This is a genomic window from Tamlana flava (genome assembly GCF_041287255.1).
GTDB classification, from domain to species: Bacteria; Bacteroidota; Bacteroidia; order Flavobacteriales; family Flavobacteriaceae; genus Tamlana; species Tamlana flava.
This window is the reverse complement of record NZ_JBGGTX010000001.1, coordinates 753,785-770,871: the sequence shown is the minus strand read 5'-3', so window position 1 is coordinate 770,871 and position 17,087 is coordinate 753,785. Positions and strand designations below refer to the sequence as shown.

Sequence of the window (17,087 nt, the reverse complement as noted above, 5' to 3'; positions counted from 1 at the left end):
ATTTAGACTGTAAATTTAACAAAAAAGCACCTGTTTTTCTCTTTTAAATTTGCATGATTTTAGGTTCTTTTTAACTGCCGTTGAATTTTTTTTATGGCCGATTCTATTGATTTTTCAGGTTCAATGATATTGTAAGGACCCCAAAATCTTGGGTCTGAAAAGCCCGATGCCATTTCAGTCAAAATAGTTGAGGGACGAATCAATTGACTTCTAATTTCGGCAATTTTTGTGTCTCTAATTTCCCAATCAGTTATGGCCATTTCACTATTTAATGTGTACGTGCTATTGAATAGTTTTCCCTTCCAATTTACTTTAAAAGTCAGTGAAATATTGCTGTAGGCGTAGTGCCATTTGTCATTTTGGGTTCGATAATTTACTCTGTAATTAGCCTCTTTTGGGTAAACTTCAACTTTTCTGGGCTTTTTCCTAACAAACATTCGGCTAGATAGTTCTCTATTCGAAACATTTAGGCTATATACGGCGCTTTTAAGCGCTAAAGAACTAGCATCAATGTAGAGCTTGCCATAGTATAGCGGAGATTTTACATGACCTTTTTGTTTAAAATCAATAACATAAACAAGCTTGTTGTTAATTGTTGTAGTAGGGCTATAGCTAAAGTTATAAAGCTCCATGCTTTCTTCGGTAAAAATGAACTCTGGGTATTTGATGATATCCGTATAGAGATTGCTGAAAGGCCCGCCTTGTAATTTTAGGGCTATAGTATCCAATTTTGTGTAATCGGTATTTTTTCTGGCCTTAACCAACTCGATGTGGTCGTCTCTATAATTATTATATGGTTGTTTATGTATCTTAACCACCGCTTCAGAGATTGATGCATTTTTCTTTCTTTTCTTAATGGTTTCTCTGTAAAATGCAGTCATCAACGTATTATGGTTATTGTAAATGGTGCTTTTCTTTCTTAGTGTTTTTTTAACGAGTTCCCGGGCATCTTCCATGAGTGTGGCAATGATGCTAATTTCATTTAGTTTGGTAAAGCCTGGCTCCAGTTCTATTATTTCATTAATGCCTATTGAAGAAATTTTTAGGTCTATTTTTTCATAACCTAAGTAAGTAACGCTTATGGTTTCATCAATGAAATCCTCAGGCACTTTTAATAAAAATTCACCATCGCTGTTTGTTACAGTGCTAATGTTAGTGTTGTTTATAACAATATCGGCAAAAACCAGCGGTTTATTTGTGGCTTTGTCAACCACTTTTCCTTCAATTTCTTTAAAATTATCTTGAGTTTGGGCATTGATTATGTTCACGCACACTAAAAAAATAGCGAACATATAAATGAAACGATTAAGGGATGATTTGTTCATGGCAATATTTTTTAAAAAACCATGACATAAGTTACGAAATATTGGTCTAATTATCTAATATCCAATAATTTTTAACACCTTTTTTAAGAGAGTTAAATGAGTGTTTCAGTATCTTCATGAACAATTTATTATTGGAAAATTATTACCAAAGATTCATTGGGTAATACTTCCGATTCTGACATCTTTCAATTTAAGATATTACAGCAGAATTTGGCTTTTAGGGATCAGATAACTCTTAACGTAATTTTTGGATTTCAAAAAACAGAATAGCTGTATATTTACATGATTTTTATTAGAATATGCAGCAAAACTTCATACCGTTTTACAAAACAGGCTACTTTTCATCTTTAATTTGTGATTATTTAGATGAACGGGCACAACTAAAACCGTTTTATAATCGCTTTCCTAAAATTGAAAATTTTAAAAATCAAATAACCGAAAAAGAGCTGTCGTTCAAAAATGAATCTCGAAGTGTCTTGGTTGAATCACTTAAAAAGCAATTCCAAAAATTTGATGCTTCAAAAAGTTCACTTCAAAATATTGAACTTTTAAAATCTGAAAAGACGTTTACCATCACTACCGGTCATCAGCTAAATTTATTCACCGGACCACTTTATTTTCTTTATAAAATTGTTTCAACTATTAATCTTTCAAAAGCATTAAAAGAAAAATATCCTTATTACAATTTTGTTCCTGTTTATTGGATGGCTACAGAGGACCATGATTTTGATGAAATCAATTATTTCAATTTTAAAGGGAAAAAAGTACGGTGGAATAAAGACGCCAGTGGTGCTGTTGGGGAACTTTCAACTAATGGACTGGAAGCTGTTCTAGATTTGTTTTCGCAAGATTTGGGTGTAAGCAAAAATGCCCAATTTTTAAAAGAGCTATTTGAATCATCCTATTTAAAACATGCAGATTTAGCCAGTGCTACCCGATATTTGGCCAATGAATTATTTAAGGATTACGGATTGGTGATTATTGATGCCAATAATCCGGAGCTTAAAAAGCGATTTTTGCCTTACATGGAGAAAGAATTGTTAGAGCAAACCTCTTTTAAATCAGTTGCTGAAACAAACGAAAAGATAAACAATCTACCCGAAAATTACAAAATACAAGTAAATCCTCGTGAAATCAATCTGTTCTATATAAAAGACAACCTGCGCGAACGTATTGTTTTTGAAGATGGGGTTTATAAAGTTTTAAACACTAACCTTACATGGAGTAAGATTGAAATACTTAAATATCTCAATGAATTTCCTGAACGTTTTTCTCCAAATGTGATTATGCGTCCGTTGTACCAAGAAGTCATTTTACCCAATCTATGCTACATTGGCGGTGGTGGTGAGCTGGCCTATTGGTTTCAACTTAAAACATTTTTTAACGAGTTAAATATTCCATTTCCAATTTTGTTACTTCGAAATTCAGTTTTAATCCAGTCTGAAAGTCAATCCAAAAAACTAAAAAAGCTAAACATTTCAGATGAAGATATTTTCTTAAAACACAATGCTTTTATAAATAAAAAAGTTAGGGAAATATCAAATATAGACATCGATTTTTCATCTCAAAAAAAGCATCTGAAACAGCAGTTTGAAGACTTGTACAAACTGGCTGAGCAGACAGACAAATCGTTTTTAGGTGCTGTTAAAGCACAAGAAGTGAAGCAGATTAAGGGACTCGAAAATCTTGAAAAGCGTCTGCTTAAAGCACAAAAAAGAAAACTGTTTGAAGAGGTTTCAAGAATGACCGAACATCAAAACGATCTGTTCCCAAAAGGAGGTTTACAGGAGCGTAACACCAATTTTTCAGAATTCTATTTAGAATATGGCGATGCTCTTATTTCTTCTCTTATTGAAAATCTTAATCCCTTAAGAAACGAATTTTCAATTTTAACTTTATAAAGAAGCTATGTAGAAGCATATTCTTCAAACTAAAGTAATAGTTAATAAAAAACTTAACCTATTGTCTTGGTAATGCTTATTGCAATGCTATATGATTAATGACAATATCAAAATGAATTTCTTCATGTAATAGGTTGGGTTAGTGTTTCATAAAAATACCCTTTATTTTTTGTAATACAAAACGGCGGTAATTTGGACTAGATTTAGCATTTTGGATTCGAATATTTTAACTTTGGCGACAGAAGTCCAAACATAAAAAACATGCATAAAATAGATATCGAGTTAGTAGAGATGACCTTGGATGTTATGAAATATACCATCGATCGTCTCACAGCAACAAATACTAAAATTGGTAAACCAAAAAAGGAGGAAGAATTAAAAGCGTTGGTTGGCGAAACGGTTACCAAAGCGGGTATTGGTGGGGAAGTTGCCTTTAAACTCTGGAAAAAATATTTAATGAAAGCTACTGTATCGATTGATCACCCCAGACATCTGGCATTTGTGCCTGCATCTCCAACACGTGCTGCAATAATGTTCGATTTGGTAACCTCGGCATCCAGTATTCATGGTGCCTATTGGATGGAAGGCGCGGGAGGTATATTTTGTGAAAATGAGGCCATGCGCTGGATCGTTTCCTTGACGGGCTTGCCAGACGGTGCATTTGGTGTTTTTACGAGTGGCGGCACTGCGGCCAATTTATCGGCTATTGTCACGGCTCGCGAGTATTGGAGAAAAGACGATACTTATAAACGTGAAAAAGGTTTGATCATAACATCCTTTGGGGCACATTCTTCTATAAAAGCTATGGCCAAGGTTGCTGATGTGGATATTTTATTGGTAGAAAGTGAGGAAAAATTAACTGGCGACGATTTACGAAAAACCATTGACGGTTTAACCTTTCATCAACGAAAGCGTCTTTTTGCAGTGGTGGCCACAGGTGGGACAACCAATGCCGGTATCATTGATGATTTAACAGGTATTGCTGAGGTTTGTGAAAAAGAAAAGTTATGGTTTCATGTTGATGCAGCCTATGGGGGCGGAGCCTTGATTGCCGATTCCGTAAGGCACTTGTTCAATGGAATAGAACGTGCCGATAGCATCACTATAGACCCACATAAATGGATGTTTTCGCCATACGATTGTGGTGCCGTAATCTATAAAAAACCAGAACTTGCCAAAGAGGCACATTCTCAGGAAGGATCTTATTTAGATATTTTTAAAGATGAAGGGGCACATGGTTTTAACCCAACCGATTATCAAATACAGTTAACACGCCGTGTCAGAGGTTTACCTTTGTGGTTTTCTTTGGCTATGCATGGTACGGATAAGTACAAACAAGCCGTAGAGCGAGGAATTGAATTAACCCAAATAGCTGGAAAATTAATTGAAGATATGCCTCATGTTGAGTTGGTTAGAGAGCCGAACTTATCTTGTGTTTTGTATAGAAGGATAGGCTGGAAACCTGAAGACTATACACATTGGACCTACGAAAACCATAAAAAAGGATTTGCCTTGGTAACGCCCACAAAATGGAAAACAACTGATGGTTTTGAGACGGTATCTCGCTTCTGTTTTATAAACCCAGATACCACAAAGCAGGATATTAAGGCTATTTTGGAATCCATGAAATAGTTGATAGTCTTGTTGAAAAAAATACCTGAAAAATTGCAATTCCAAATGCTTCAATAAAAAATCAATTCCTATTTTTGCGCATGCAACATGATAAGGTACTTATTTTAGACTTCGGATCGCAATACACACAACTTATTGCACGCAGAGTTAGAGAGCTCAATATTTATTCCGAAATACATCCATTCAACAAAATTCCAGAACAAATTGAAGATTACAAGGCCGTAATTCTTTCGGGTAGTCCAAATTCCGTGAGAGGTGAAGATGCCCTGCATCCAGATTTAAGCAATATTAGAAGAAAAAAACCTTTGTTGTCGGTTTGTTATGGGGCACAATATTTAGCACATTTTTCAGGTGGAGAAGTAGCTCCTTCAAACACGCGTGAGTACGGTAGGGCAAATTTATCCTTCATTAAAGGGAATGAACCTTTTTTCGCTCACATTCATACAGGGAGTCAAGTTTGGATGAGCCATAGCGATACTATAAAAAAGCTACCAGAAAATGGAGTATTAATTGCCAGTACACATGATGTTCAAAATGCGGCATATAGAATTGACGGCGAAGAAACTTATGCCATTCAATTTCACCCCGAGGTTTACCACACAACAGACGGTAAACAATTATTGGAGAATTTTTTAGTCAGCATTGCGGGCTTACATCAGGACTGGACACCTCAATCTTTTGTTGAAGAGACCGTTGAGGCCATACAGAATAAAGTTGGCGATGGTAAAGTGGTTCTTGGTCTTTCCGGTGGTGTAGATTCTACAGTTGCTGCCGTTCTTCTAAATAAAGCTATTGGCGATAATCTTTACTGTATTTTCGTAAACAATGGTTTACTACGAAAAAATGAATTTGAAAACGTATTGAACCAATACAAAGGCATGGGGCTAAACGTTAAAGGAGTTGATGCTTCACAACGTTTTCTAGATGCCCTAAAAGGAGTTGAAGATCCGGAGAAAAAACGCAAGGCCATTGGTAATGCCTTTATTGAGGTTTTTGATGATGAAGCCCATAAACTGCAAGATGTTGAATGGTTGGCGCAAGGTACCATTTATCCCGATGTTATTGAAAGTGTTTCGGCTACTGGCGGACCTTCTGCCACCATAAAAAGTCACCATAATGTTGGTGGTTTGCCCGATTTTATGAAGTTGAAAATTGTAGAGCCGCTTCGTTCAATTTTTAAAGATGAGGTTAGGCGTGTAGGGGCTACCTTGGGCATTGATCCAGAACTTTTGGGGCGCCATCCGTTCCCTGGTCCCGGATTGGGCATTCGTATTTTAGGTGATATTACTGCAGAGAAAGTCCGTATTTTACAAGAAGTCGATTTCATTTTTATTAACGGTTTAAAGGAATGGGGACTATACGACAAAGTTTGGCAAGCTGGCGCTATGTTATTGCCCGTTAACAGTGTTGGCGTAATGGGCGATGAGCGTACTTATGAAAAGTGTGTGGCGTTAAGAGCCGTTGAAAGCACTGATGGAATGACTGCCGATTGGGTGAATTTGCCATATGAATTCCTTCAAAAAACATCAAACGATATAATAAATAAGGTAAAAGGCGTTAATAGAGTAGTGTACGATATTAGCTCCAAGCCACCAGCAACTATTGAGTGGGAATAAACAATTTTAAAACCCAAAAATAGTTTTTGGCACATTATATGATTGCCTTGTTAATGAGATTAAATCGTCCATTAAGTAAAAGGCAACGTATATATGAATTGTATGGCGTTTGTTATATTTATGTTTTATTTTGAACCAAATGAATAAATTTTTATTAGTAATAGTCCTGTTTCTGGCATTTAGTTTAACTTCCTTAAATGCACAAAATTTCAGCACACATAAGGTAAAAGAGGGTGAAACCATAGAAGAAATATCTTTAAAGTATTATGTAACGCCTTTTGATATTTACTCCTTAAATCCAGATGCTAAAAATGGACTTAAACCTAATACCGTACTAATTATTCCCATTTCAAAAGCGCAAAAACCAAAAGTTACCGTTACAAAGGATTTGCAAGGGTTTAGGGAACACAAAACAAAACGCAAGGAAACCTTATACAGCCTGTCCAAAGTATACGGTGTGTCGGAAGATGATATAAAAAAGTACAACAAGTTTTTATATTCCAATGCCTTAAAGAAAGGGGATAAAATTCAAATACCCATTTATAAGATAACCGAAACCGTTGAGGAGGTAAAAACTACGAAGCCTTATACGGTTTTGCCACAAGAAGGAAAATGGCGTATAGCTTACAAATTTGGAATTTCAGTGAAAGAATTAGAGGTGCTGAATCCAGATATGCACGAAGTTTTAAAAGTAGGTGAAGTTATTAACGTGCCTAATTTAGATACCGAAGACCAAAATGTGGTAGACGAAAAGTATAACTATTATAAGGTGTTGCCAAAAGAAGGGTTCTATCGTTTAAAGCTTAAATTAGGTTTGGAGCAGGATGAACTTGAAGTGCTAAATCCAGGATTAAAGGAAAGCGGTTTAAAGGACGGCATGATTTTAAAAATTCCACTTACTAGTGGTGTAGGTCAATTTTCAAAGAGCGATATGGTCAGTTTAATTGACAGTATTTCAGATTTCAGAACCAAACGTATTGCCATTATGCTGCCTTTTAGGTTAAACCGTGTAGGGTTCGATTCGGTTGCTGATACCAAAAGAAGCATAAAAAACGATCCATATTTAGATACCAGTTTAGATTTCCATTCTGGGGTTTTAATGGCTGTAGATTCACTTAAAAAATTGGGAATTTCCTTAAAAGTTGATGTTTACGATACCAAAAATGAGGTAAGTGAGGTTTCAAGAATCATTCGAGGAAATAATTTTGAAGATGTTGATGCCGTTATAGGTCCACTTACTTCTAGGAATTTTGAACAAGCGGCTGCAGAATTGAGAGCGTATAATACACCAATTTTTTCGCCAATTGGTACCAATTTAAAATTATATGATAATGTGTTTCAGTCAAGGCCATCAGACGACTTGTTGAAAACCAAAATTGTGAGTTTTGTAAAGGCAGATACTTCGGCAGCCAATATCTTAATTGTTTATGATTCCAAAAATGTTGAAGTTTCCAATGAATTGAAACGAGAATTTGGCCGTGCGAAACAGGTTCTGTCAAGAAAAAATAAAGACGGAAAAGATGAGTTTTTTGTAACGCTTGAAGATATTGAAAACGCATTAAAACCAGGAAAAAACATTGTGTTTTTAGAAACCGAAAATGCGGGTTTTGTGTCAAATGTCACCAGTGTTTTGGCATCTTTAATCAGAAAAGAAAAGACAGAGGAAGAAGAGGTCAGAGAGATTGTTTTGGTAACAACCCATGCTAATGGGGCTTTTGACGGCGATCAGGTAAACAATACCTATTTATCAAAATTGCAGTTTCATTTTGCTACGGCGTCAAAAGATTACGACGAAAACCAGCACAAAGTTTTCATCAATAAATATAACCAAATGTATAATATAACCCCTAACAACAAGGCGGTTAAGGGTTTCGATTTAACCATGGATGTCGTTCTGCGTTTAGTGTCTTCAGATGATTTGTATATGTCTGTTAAAAATGCGCCCTTAACGGAATACGTGGAAAATAAGTTTGCTTACAAAAAGCAACTTTTGGGAGGTTACTATAACGACACGGTTTATTTGGTCAAGTATGACAATTTATCGATTGTTGAGGTAAAATAATAAGTTTAACGGTAGGTCGTTTTATCTCTAGAATATTTAGTTTGTGCTTAAAGTCATCCTTTTATTTTGTGGTTTTTTATTTTTCAAACAAGACGAACCTGTCTTATCTTGGAGTGAAGTTCATAGATTGTCGTGGGCAGATTTTAAGTCAAAGCCGAATGATAATGAAAACGCCGCAGCCATAACAGCATCGGGTATAACCTTTGGTTTTTCCATTACCCAAACCGATAAAAATCAGGTGGTAAGTTTTACTTCAGAAGTACATGCCCATTTTTATCCGGAGCAATCTTGGTACAAAGTAGAGCAAGCCGATGATTATGCTTTGGGGCATGAACAATTGCATTTTTATATTACGGAATTATATGCCCGAAAATTTAGGGAACGTATCAGCGAGTTAAGGGTTTCCAATAACATTAGAAAGGAACTGAAAGGCATTCATGAAAATATAAATAAAGAGCCTTCGGAAATTCAAAGTGCTTATGATTATGAAACCGACTATTCCCGAAATTACGAAACACAAGATAAGTCGTCTGCCTTTATAAGGTTAGAACTTCAAAAATTGGCAACATATAAATCAATAGAATAAGCATGCTGTCCGATAAACAATTCTTAATCGATTTGGCACATACCAAAATGCCCTATGGTAAATACAAAAACCGTTATTTAATTGATTTACCTGAATATTATGTGGTATGGTACCACAACCAAGGTTTCCCCAAAGGTAAATTGGGCGATATGCTCAAACAGGTTTACGAGTTAAAGCTAAACGGTTTGGAAGACTTGGTCAGGAATATTCAAAAGCAATATCCAAAAAAATGACTTTTTTATCTTTCGCTGAATTTCTTCCATCGATTCGGTTTAGGAAAAGTAGTGAATTTTTACACACTAGCTTTACGGTTTGGCACCGCCCATGAATTTATAAAATTCCCTTTAGTTTAAGCACTTGGACCACTATTTTTATATACTTTTGTTGTCTGATTCCTTTTTTTGTGTTTATGTTTTGGTTTAGTTCTCTTAAGGTCTTTAAGGTTTTATCCCTATAGCCTTATTTTTATACCTCCATTCACCACAAAGCCATCTACAGGCGCATAAATGTCCCTGAACACGGGGTTGCCGATTGAACCTGTAAAGATAGTGCCAAACTTTGTTTGTCGAGTGTCTCCAAAGTTTTCAAAGTTGATGAAAATGGAGAAATTGTCCCATAACTTTTCTACCATAAACCCAAAAAGCCAATACTGTCTGCCAGTTGTCCCGTCATTTAATTTTTGAGGGCTAAAGTAATATGCTTCCAAGCCAATTTTTAATTTTTCTTCCATTTCATACATTAGAACATTATTAAGTCGGTGTGTTGAAACCAACGGGAAGGTTTTCTCCGTTCTATTGTAATGTTCATTTACATCGGCTAGAGTATAACCAATAAAAAGGGCTAAGTCACCATAAGTCAACTTTATATTTGTTTCAATACCTTTTGTATCAATAAAGCCATTAGGTTGTTGAAACTCATAAAATCCATTGTTTAACAAAGCGAGCACTAAGGGGTCTTCAATTTGTGTGTAAAAGAATAGGGTATTTATACTAAAAAATAATTGTTCTGATAATGGAGTTTTAAAGTTCATGTCGAAATTACCACCAACACTCTGCTCAGCTTTTGTGTTGGAAACATTAATGGGCAATACATTTCTGAATTGTATGCGTTCGGCATCTTCAGTGAAAACAGTTGGGGTTTTGTAACCTATACCGCCACCAAGGCGCATGCTCAATTTTTGGTTTACTTTTAATAATGCAGAGATTCTGGGCAATGCGAAAAAACCATATTCATTCTGATAATCCCCTCTGAAACCAGTTTCCAATGCAAATTTGTCTGTTGCATCCCAAGTATTTTGTACAAATATGCCTGAAGTGATATACTTATAATCAACAACCTCTGAAATATTTAATGGGTCTTGTGTGAATTTATCTGTCCAAAGGTTAAGGCCAATTATCCATTCCGATTTCGTTTCTCTGTACGTATAAGTTGCTTCACTGAATGAAGATAACTGTACACCTGAAAATGTGAAATCTGGGATTTCAATTTTTCGGTCATAATAACTCACACTGTTTTTGAGTGATAGTCTTGATTTGTCGCTTATAAGGTGGTCTATTCCTAATTGGGTGCTAAAGCGATTGGTATTGTTCTTTTCAAAAAATGAGTTTGTGGCATTACCATCTCCTTCAATGTATTTAATGTCACCACCTATGCGGTCTTCCACAATGCTATTGAAACCAATGTTGAGTGAGGTCTTATCATCAAAATCCAAAAAAACCTTTGGATTTATAGTATAACGCCTGAATTCAGGAATGGCCGTAAGCCCTATATCTGCGGGGTCATAAGGGGTGCCTAGATTATAGGAAGCAAAAATGGTGGTACCAACTTTATTATTGAACTTTTGGGAATAAAATCCGCTGACATCCAAGCCTAAAGCAGAGGTGCCGTTCAACATAAAGCTTAGTTCCCTTTCTTCTTTGGGCGTTTTTGATAAAAGATTTACCAAGCCTGCAATGGCACCACCTCCATAAAGGGTTGAAGAAGCCCCCTTAATGACTTCCACTTGTTTTAAATCAAGTGGTGCAATTTGCATCAAACTTAAACCGCCTGAAAACCCTGCATACAAAGGAAAACCATCTCTTAATATTTGTGTGTATTTCCCGTCAAGCCCTTGGATTCGGATGCTTGAATTGTAGGAAGTTGCAGATGTTTGTTGCGTTTGTATCCCTGTACTCTCGTTCAGCATCATACGGATGTCACCAGGTTTCATGTTTCCCTTTTCCTCGAGTTCCTCTCCCGAAATGGCTTCGATTCGTGTTGGTATGTTGTAGATAGTTCTTTTGGAGCGAGTGGAAGCAATCACCACTTCATCCAATTCTTCCCCTTCGCTTTTGGAAAGTAAAATCTTAACGGGTTCAGTTTCTGATAAAGGAAAGTTGAAAGTTATCTTTGTCACTTTATATCCTATATATCTAAAAATTATTGTTTGGTTTCCATTCGGAATATTATTGATTTCTAAGTACCCGTTTTGGTCTGTGATGGCACCATTGGCTGTACCGTCCAAATTTGCTGTTGCACCCAGGAGGGTTTCTTTGCTCTGGTTATCTTTTACAATGGCTTTTAATATGTTTTGTCCAAAACCCAAAGATGTATATAGCATTACAGACAAAAGCAAGATGAAATTTTTCATTTGTCTAATATTTTTATAAATGATAAAAATAATTGGGCTAGTGGTGTTTAGCACCGCTAACAATTTATAGTGGATTAATCACTTTTGTATCATTAACTTATTTTCGGAGGTTGCCAGATTTTGACAAAAAAATCATCTGTAAATTGAGGTAGATAAACCACAATAAATTTACTTTTATTGAAATGGATTTTTTTGAAGTGAAAGTTCAACTTTGAATATACAAATCCTGAACACGTTCCACAGGTTAAAAATGGTGAGCAAATAGACCAATCACTATCACGATGGTCTTCTTCTTTTTCCAAATGATTATCTGTTTGCTCTGTTTGTATTTCGTCATTACAATTATCATCCAAACAACAAGGAATTGTTGAAAGGCAAAAAGAGTATAAAGCCAAGATTAAATAAAGTGTTTTCATTGTTGCAAATGTACAAAATAAGCTATTGAAATAATGGATTAGTAAACAGGTTGGATGCGTTTAAACTCGTTTTTAGGTTGCAGGTAACTTGGCTTATATGAGTCGTTTCAATGACTTATGACAGTCGTTATAGAAACAAGTTCAGCATGCATAAACGAAAGAGGTTGGAAATTTTTATAAACCTAAGTGTTTTTTAGGCTGCCAATTCAGTTTATCTTATAAAATCATTTAAAAAGAACAGAGCCATATTTAAAACTAATAATCATTTCATCAAATTGTTTGATAAAGTCTTGGCCAAAGTTGCCATGAAAGTGATTGACATCGGTTCCGATATTGTTTGTGTGAAGCCGCAAGTCTTTCAGCCAGGCTCCCGATTTTCCAACACTTAAATGCAAACTATCCAATACGTAACCCTCAAATTCTATAAACCCTCCTCCACTGCCGGATTGAAAGGTTGTAGGTGTATAGTTTTCTTCTATTTCGGTTTTATATTTCTCGAAAAATGGTTCATACAATGCAGTTTGTCTCGCACCGGTATCAAACCCAAAACTCAAGGAGTCTTTTTTATAGGTAACTGCAATTATGGGCGTTAGTCCATCTAGGGCAAAATTGTTTATATTGTAGTCTATGGGAGTTTTGGGAATGGAAATGGTATCGTTTTTTGAAATTCTAATTTCATCCATGGCTTCGATTACTGGGAATCCTATAATCCCATTTATGTAATAATCTATTTGAGGAAAGGAAATATCGTCATCATTAAGTACCAAGAACACCACGTTTTTAAACATGAGGTCTCCAATTGTCAATTCATTGGCTATAGCGAGTTCGCTATCCACTCTTTGACCCGTAAAGGCGGTTACATAAAAGTTGGATTCAATAAATGTTAAGCCTAGTTCTTCAACAAGTGATTTTTTAATGACCGAAATGTTTGCGCCTGTATCAAATATAAAGTTTTTGGTTTTGCTGTTTATGGATACATCAACGTTGAACAGCCCAACTTTGTCCTTAACTATTGGAAAAGAAACGTCGGTACTTTTAATAATTTCCTGCTTTGGGATGTTTTTTAAGGACGTCCAAATGTTGATTTCGTTTTCCAAGTTTTCAATATCAGAGGAATCATTCAACTGAAGGAAGTTTTCTTGAATATATTTACTTGCCATGGCTGCATCACCATATTCATATAAATTCACATGATTGAGCAATTTGGTATTATAAAGGGTATTAAGAACGGTGTCTGAGAGTTTGGCCTTACTTTGGCTCAATAACTCATCAATCACCGCGTTGGATTCCGATAATTTATTGAAGACATTAAGCACAATAGCTTGGTAATATAGTTCGTGGTCTTTTGAGAGATTGTCCTTTTGGGCATAAAAGCTTTCTTTCAGTTTAAAATAGTTTTGTGTTTCAATTAAACTATCCAATAGGGTTAGTGTTTCCTGATTACTCACCTTTTCGGCAACTGGATTTTTGCAAGCCATTGAAAGAATAAGAAGAAAAAGAAAAAGCTTTTTCATGGATTTCCATTTTAATAATTATGTGGTTAAGTTAATTATAAAAAAAGAGAACGTTTGTAAAAATACGTTCTCTTTTAGGTTAGACGTTTTTATTTGTTTATTGTTACTTCATTTAAACGTTTAATGGGTTAGTTGTCATTGATGACTTGTCCTGAACCTAAAATATTAACATTCATTGAAGGGGTTCCCCTGTAATAAACATTCCCGCTTCCTTCAATTTTTACATCTAGGTTTGATTCACAGGCCACTTCAATTTCACCAGACCCTTCGTTATCAATGTTACACCTTTTTGATGGCATGTTGAAAGCAAAAATACTACCCGAGCCTTCATTTGTAATATCTAAACCATTACAACTGCCCTCCAGATAAATGTTAGCATTGCCACTGTTAAACGCCTTAAAATTTTGAACATTGGTGTTGTTGTACACGTACATGTCACCCGTGCCCGAATTTTCAATTTCTGTTAAACTAATCACAGTTAAATGGGCTTCTAAATGTACGTTTCGGTAACTTCCATCGGCTAGGGACAATTCTAATTTTCCATTTTTAACATCGGTTCGTACTCTGCCCATAATATTGTTGTCGGCAATAATTTCAACACTTTGCTCGGTACCTTTTGTAATGGTTACATAAAAGGTGCCCTCGCTTGAAACAGCATCAAAATATTCTACAGGCCTAAATTCTGAAATGGTTTGGCCAGAACCAACAAACTGGTCTTCAGAACATCCAAAAAACGTTATTAATACTGCAAGAATCATAAATAATTTTTTCATTTTTTTACTTTTTAAGATTGACGCAGCAAAACTAAAATGAAAAATATGGCTGGGCATTGATCTATATCAAGATTTAAGTTTTTTGAATTTTGCCCGTAAACGCGACAAAGTTTCGGGTGTCATATCAAGGTAAGAAGCAATGATGTGGTGCGGAATACGGTTAAAAAGGTTTAAATCTGTTTCATTAAATTCAATCAATCGTTCTTCGGCATTCTTAATGATTCTTGAAATTTCCTTATTGTGCTTTTCCACAATAAAGTCTTTAAGTTTAGCCGTTTCAAATTTGGCAAATTCAGGTTGATTGACTCTTAAGGCATCCAATTCATCTTTAGTCCAAAAAATTAATTTAGTGTTTAAAAGCGCTTGACAGTTAATGTATGAGGGTTCGCCCGTCCAATAACTAACATTGGAGGAATAGAAGAAATCATGCTCTTTTGAAATTCTTATGGTTTTTTCGTTGCCCGAATAATCTATAACATAATGACGTACCACACCTTCAATAATAAAAAAAACGCGTTTTGAAACATCGCCTTGGTTTAAAAGGTGTTCGTTTTTTTTGTATTCAATGCTATGGCCAGATTTTAAAAAGCTATCTAAAGAAAAATCCATAGAAATGTTTGTTAATTGTAAGATTGGGGATAAGTTAGTTTAACGGTTTGGCTATGGTTTCCACCCAAAATCGTTCTCATGATGATTTGTTGAGAACCATTTTTAATAAAAGTAAGAATTTTTGCTTCTCCTAGCCAAATGTGTAATGAATTATGTGCTTTGTTTTGTTTTTGTAATTATTAAACGAATAAAGCAGTATTCATTTATAGTTTATTTCGACTTATTCAATTCGTTTTGAATACTTAGAATTAATTCCTCGAAATCTGAAATTTTATCTTCTAGCCTTCGAACATAATTATTTGCTACATCTTTTTCCAAATATACCAATTGGTTAAAGGCCCTATTATTCTTTAAAGAATTATAATCAATGTGCGGAACGCCAATTTCACTGTTTTTATTTAATGTTTCTTCTCTGAATGTAAAAATTTCATTGGTAAGTTTATATCTCATTTCTTCCTGAACATCTCGGTCAGCATCAATAAAAATGATACCAAGAGGAAGATCGTTTTCGTACATCCTAACAATATTCTGCCTGAGTGAATTATCGCGAATTAAGTCAATTCCATAAGATTTTAAGGACTCATAGGCTCCCTTGTCGTAAATAAAACTTAAGGTCATCGTCATCTGTTCGAACGAATTTCTGAGAATAGAATCCGCAGGTAGCGGTATCTGGTTTAAGTCTTTAATAATAGTAGAAATATCATTTCTTTTGGTAAGAGCACGATTATTATATATAAATTTAGTTCTGCCCAAATCTCTTTTAAGTGATTTGAGTACCTCTACCAAAAAGGTATGCTCTTTTTTTATATGCTTTTGGTTTTCATTCCATGTATTTATCTGAAGAGCAATTAAAATTCCAATGACGACAAGAACAATTTCTCCAAGAGAGTATTTTAGATACTTTCCTGTTTTGCTTTCGAAAAGTAAATTTTGTCGAATTTTTCTAAAGAAATTTATCATTGGTTATTGGTTAATCATGATGAATAATAATTTCGAAACATGCTTAGTTTTAATGCTAATACACGCTCAGCACAAGTAACTAATATTAGTTTTTAAACGAAATTAGTTGAAATTTTCTTTAAAATCAAGTCATCGTTTTTTCTTATATCTTCAATTACGTTCATGGCAAAATGCGTTAAAACTTATAACGTAAACCGAGCAAATATGCTTCATTTTCCGAACTAAAGCCATTTTCTAAATGCTCCTTGGTATATGGCGAGGTAAAAATATAGGTGCTTCCAATGCCCACAACGGCTCCAGCCAAAACGTCCCAATGGTCGTGCCAGCCATCGGGGCCTTCCATTCGGCTAACGCCTACAATGGTTGCCCCTAAATAGGCCCATTTGCCATATTTCCAGCCATACCGGCGTTGTATAAAAGATGCAGATGAAAATGCGGATGTGGTATGCCCCGAAGGAAATGCGTCGTACAGATTTCTGCCTTCAGGCCTTTCTTTTTTTATGATTCGTTTGAGTGAATGGGTAATAATTAAACTTGTTCCATAAGAAAGTGCAAATTGTTTTGTCCCTTGCCAATCTTTTTTTAATTATGGTTGTTAACCCAGCGATAGCGGGCATGGCAACTTGAAGCACATCACCCGTATCTTCTAAAGCAAATTCCCATTTTTCATGTGTGGAACCATTGCCTTGAGGAACTTGCGCTGTTGTATTCAAGCCGTAGAGAATGATTAGTGAATAACCTAAAAAATACTTAATCAATCTTCCTTTCAAAATAAATATGATTTAAGGATTGTAAACTTGACCTCTGTGCGGTTTAAGGGCATCCCGTATGGGTTTCATGTCTGCTTCATCAACCACCAAATAAGCTATGCTGTGTATATCGCCATTATCCTCAACACCAGTAATGGTAATGGCTAACTTCTTAATTTTCACATATTCCTTTAGGTGAATTTCGTGGTGCTCAGCTATTTTATGGGCGTCTGGTCCACGAAAATCCCAAATCAATTTAAGTTTACGCATGTTGGCTCGGGGTATTTTTTACCTATAAATATCTGTTAAATATAG

General features: G+C 35.3%; 16 protein-coding genes. 6 read left to right on the top strand and 10 right to left on the bottom strand.

Translation table 11 applies throughout. The annotated features are described in order from the left end of the window. Positions 1–59: 59 nt before the first annotated feature. Positions 60–1,325 (bottom strand): carboxypeptidase-like regulatory domain-containing protein, encoded by a 1,266-nt coding sequence (locus ACB104_RS03310; RefSeq protein WP_370476852.1) that lies wholly within the window; start codon positions 1,323–1,325, stop codon positions 60–62. 299 nt (positions 1,326–1,624) lie between these two features. Here ACB104_RS03310 and bshC point away from each other — a divergent pair, with 299 nt between their 5' ends. The 6 genes from bshC to ACB104_RS03280 all read left to right on the top strand — a co-directional run bounded on the left by bshC (position 1,625) and on the right by ACB104_RS03280 (position 9,355). After that, a complete protein-coding gene (bshC, locus tag ACB104_RS03305) occupies positions 1,625–3,226 on the top strand; it encodes a bacillithiol biosynthesis cysteine-adding enzyme BshC (RefSeq protein ID WP_370476851.1) in 1,602 nt (533 codons plus the stop codon). A 261-nt stretch (positions 3,227–3,487) separates the two neighbouring features. After that, positions 3,488–4,858: a pyridoxal phosphate-dependent decarboxylase family protein gene (locus ACB104_RS03300; protein ID WP_370476850.1), complete on the top strand. Its 1,371-nt coding sequence runs from the start codon at positions 3,488–3,490 to the stop codon at positions 4,856–4,858. 80 nt (positions 4,859–4,938) lie between these two features. Then, positions 4,939–6,474 carry a glutamine-hydrolyzing GMP synthase gene (gene guaA / locus ACB104_RS03295; protein ID WP_370476849.1) on the top strand — a complete coding sequence of 512 codons (1,536 nt, stop codon included), beginning with the start codon at positions 4,939–4,941 and terminating at the stop codon, positions 6,472–6,474. A gap of 139 nt (positions 6,475–6,613) precedes the next feature. Further along, positions 6,614–8,536 carry a LysM peptidoglycan-binding domain-containing protein gene (locus ACB104_RS03290; protein ID WP_370476848.1) on the top strand — a complete coding sequence of 641 codons (1,923 nt, stop codon included), beginning with the start codon at positions 6,614–6,616 and terminating at the stop codon, positions 8,534–8,536. A gap of 43 nt (positions 8,537–8,579) precedes the next feature. Continuing rightward, positions 8,580–9,122, top strand: a complete 543-nt coding sequence (locus tag ACB104_RS03285) for a DUF922 domain-containing protein (protein WP_370476847.1) — start codon at positions 8,580–8,582, stop codon at positions 9,120–9,122. 2 nt (positions 9,123–9,124) lie between these two features. After that, positions 9,125–9,355 (top strand): DUF3820 family protein, encoded by a 231-nt coding sequence (locus ACB104_RS03280; protein WP_370476846.1) that lies wholly within the window; start codon positions 9,125–9,127, stop codon positions 9,353–9,355. Between the two features lie 218 nt (positions 9,356–9,573). Here ACB104_RS03280 and ACB104_RS03275 read toward each other — a convergent pair whose 3' ends face one another. The 9 genes from ACB104_RS03275 to ACB104_RS03235 form a co-directional block, all read right to left on the bottom strand. Beyond that, complete coding sequence (locus tag ACB104_RS03275; RefSeq protein WP_370476845.1) at positions 9,574–11,751, bottom strand: TonB-dependent receptor; 2,178 nt, start codon at positions 11,749–11,751, stop codon at positions 9,574–9,576. Positions 11,752–11,843: 92 nt separating this feature from the next. After that, the gene (locus ACB104_RS03270) at positions 11,844–12,167 is read right to left on the bottom strand and encodes a DUF6660 family protein (protein WP_370476844.1); all 324 of its coding nucleotides are present in this window, start codon (positions 12,165–12,167) and stop codon (positions 11,844–11,846) included. A gap of 224 nt (positions 12,168–12,391) precedes the next feature. Next, on the bottom strand, positions 12,392–13,681 hold the full coding sequence (locus ACB104_RS03265; RefSeq protein WP_370476843.1) for a retropepsin-like aspartic protease: 1,290 nt from the start codon (positions 13,679–13,681) through the stop codon (positions 12,392–12,394). Positions 13,682–13,809: 128 nt separating this feature from the next. After that, positions 13,810–14,454 (bottom strand): head GIN domain-containing protein, encoded by a 645-nt coding sequence (locus tag ACB104_RS03260; RefSeq protein WP_370476842.1) that lies wholly within the window; start codon positions 14,452–14,454, stop codon positions 13,810–13,812. A gap of 66 nt (positions 14,455–14,520) precedes the next feature. Beyond that, the gene (locus tag ACB104_RS03255; RefSeq protein ID WP_370476841.1) at positions 14,521–15,063 is read right to left on the bottom strand and encodes a Crp/Fnr family transcriptional regulator; all 543 of its coding nucleotides are present in this window, start codon (positions 15,061–15,063) and stop codon (positions 14,521–14,523) included. Between the two features lie 210 nt (positions 15,064–15,273). After that, positions 15,274–16,023 carry a DUF6090 family protein gene (locus ACB104_RS03250; RefSeq protein WP_370476840.1) on the bottom strand — a complete coding sequence of 250 codons (750 nt, stop codon included), beginning with the start codon at positions 16,021–16,023 and terminating at the stop codon, positions 15,274–15,276. A 175-nt stretch (positions 16,024–16,198) separates the two neighbouring features. Beyond that, entirely contained in the window at positions 16,199–16,525 is a 327-nt protein-coding gene (locus tag ACB104_RS03245) for a phosphatase PAP2 family protein (RefSeq protein WP_370477094.1), read from the bottom strand. After that, a complete protein-coding gene (locus ACB104_RS03240; RefSeq protein WP_370476839.1) occupies positions 16,506–16,793 on the bottom strand; it encodes a P-loop NTPase family protein in 288 nt (95 codons plus the stop codon). The genes ACB104_RS03245 and ACB104_RS03240 overlap by 20 nt, the downstream gene beginning before the upstream one ends. A 12-nt stretch (positions 16,794–16,805) precedes the next feature. Further along, positions 16,806–17,042 carry a hypothetical protein gene (locus tag ACB104_RS03235; protein ID WP_370476838.1) on the bottom strand — a complete coding sequence of 79 codons (237 nt, stop codon included), beginning with the start codon at positions 17,040–17,042 and terminating at the stop codon, positions 16,806–16,808. Positions 17,043–17,087: the final 45 nt, after the last annotated feature.

Excerpts from the sequence above, each read along its gene's own strand:
- ACB104_RS03260 (WP_370476842.1), bottom strand. The coding sequence starts at position 14,454 with ATGAAAAAATTATTTATGATTCTTGCAGTATTAATAACGTTTTTTGGA.
- ACB104_RS03255 (WP_370476841.1), bottom strand. The coding sequence starts at position 15,063 with ATGGATTTTTCTTTAGATAGCTTTTTAAAATCTGGCCATAGCATTGAA.
- ACB104_RS03235 (WP_370476838.1), bottom strand. The coding sequence starts at position 17,042 with ATGCGTAAACTTAAATTGATTTGGGATTTTCGTGGACCAGACGCCCAT.
- ACB104_RS03300 (WP_370476850.1), top strand. The coding sequence starts at position 3,488 with ATGCATAAAATAGATATCGAGTTAGTAGAGATGACCTTGGATGTTATG.
- ACB104_RS03275 (WP_370476845.1), bottom strand. The coding sequence starts at position 11,751 with ATGAAAAATTTCATCTTGCTTTTGTCTGTAATGCTATATACATCTTTG.
- ACB104_RS03280 (WP_370476846.1), top strand. The coding sequence starts at position 9,125 with ATGCTGTCCGATAAACAATTCTTAATCGATTTGGCACATACCAAAATG.
- ACB104_RS03270 (WP_370476844.1), bottom strand. The coding sequence starts at position 12,167 with ATGAAAACACTTTATTTAATCTTGGCTTTATACTCTTTTTGCCTTTCA.
- ACB104_RS03290 (WP_370476848.1), top strand. The coding sequence starts at position 6,614 with ATGAATAAATTTTTATTAGTAATAGTCCTGTTTCTGGCATTTAGTTTA.
- ACB104_RS03310 (WP_370476852.1), bottom strand. The coding sequence starts at position 1,325 with ATGAACAAATCATCCCTTAATCGTTTCATTTATATGTTCGCTATTTTT.
- guaA (WP_370476849.1), top strand. The coding sequence starts at position 4,939 with ATGCAACATGATAAGGTACTTATTTTAGACTTCGGATCGCAATACACA.
- ACB104_RS03250 (WP_370476840.1), bottom strand. The coding sequence starts at position 16,023 with ATGATAAATTTCTTTAGAAAAATTCGACAAAATTTACTTTTCGAAAGC.
- ACB104_RS03265 (WP_370476843.1), bottom strand. The coding sequence starts at position 13,681 with ATGAAAAAGCTTTTTCTTTTTCTTCTTATTCTTTCAATGGCTTGCAAA.
- bshC (WP_370476851.1), top strand. The coding sequence starts at position 1,625 with ATGCAGCAAAACTTCATACCGTTTTACAAAACAGGCTACTTTTCATCT.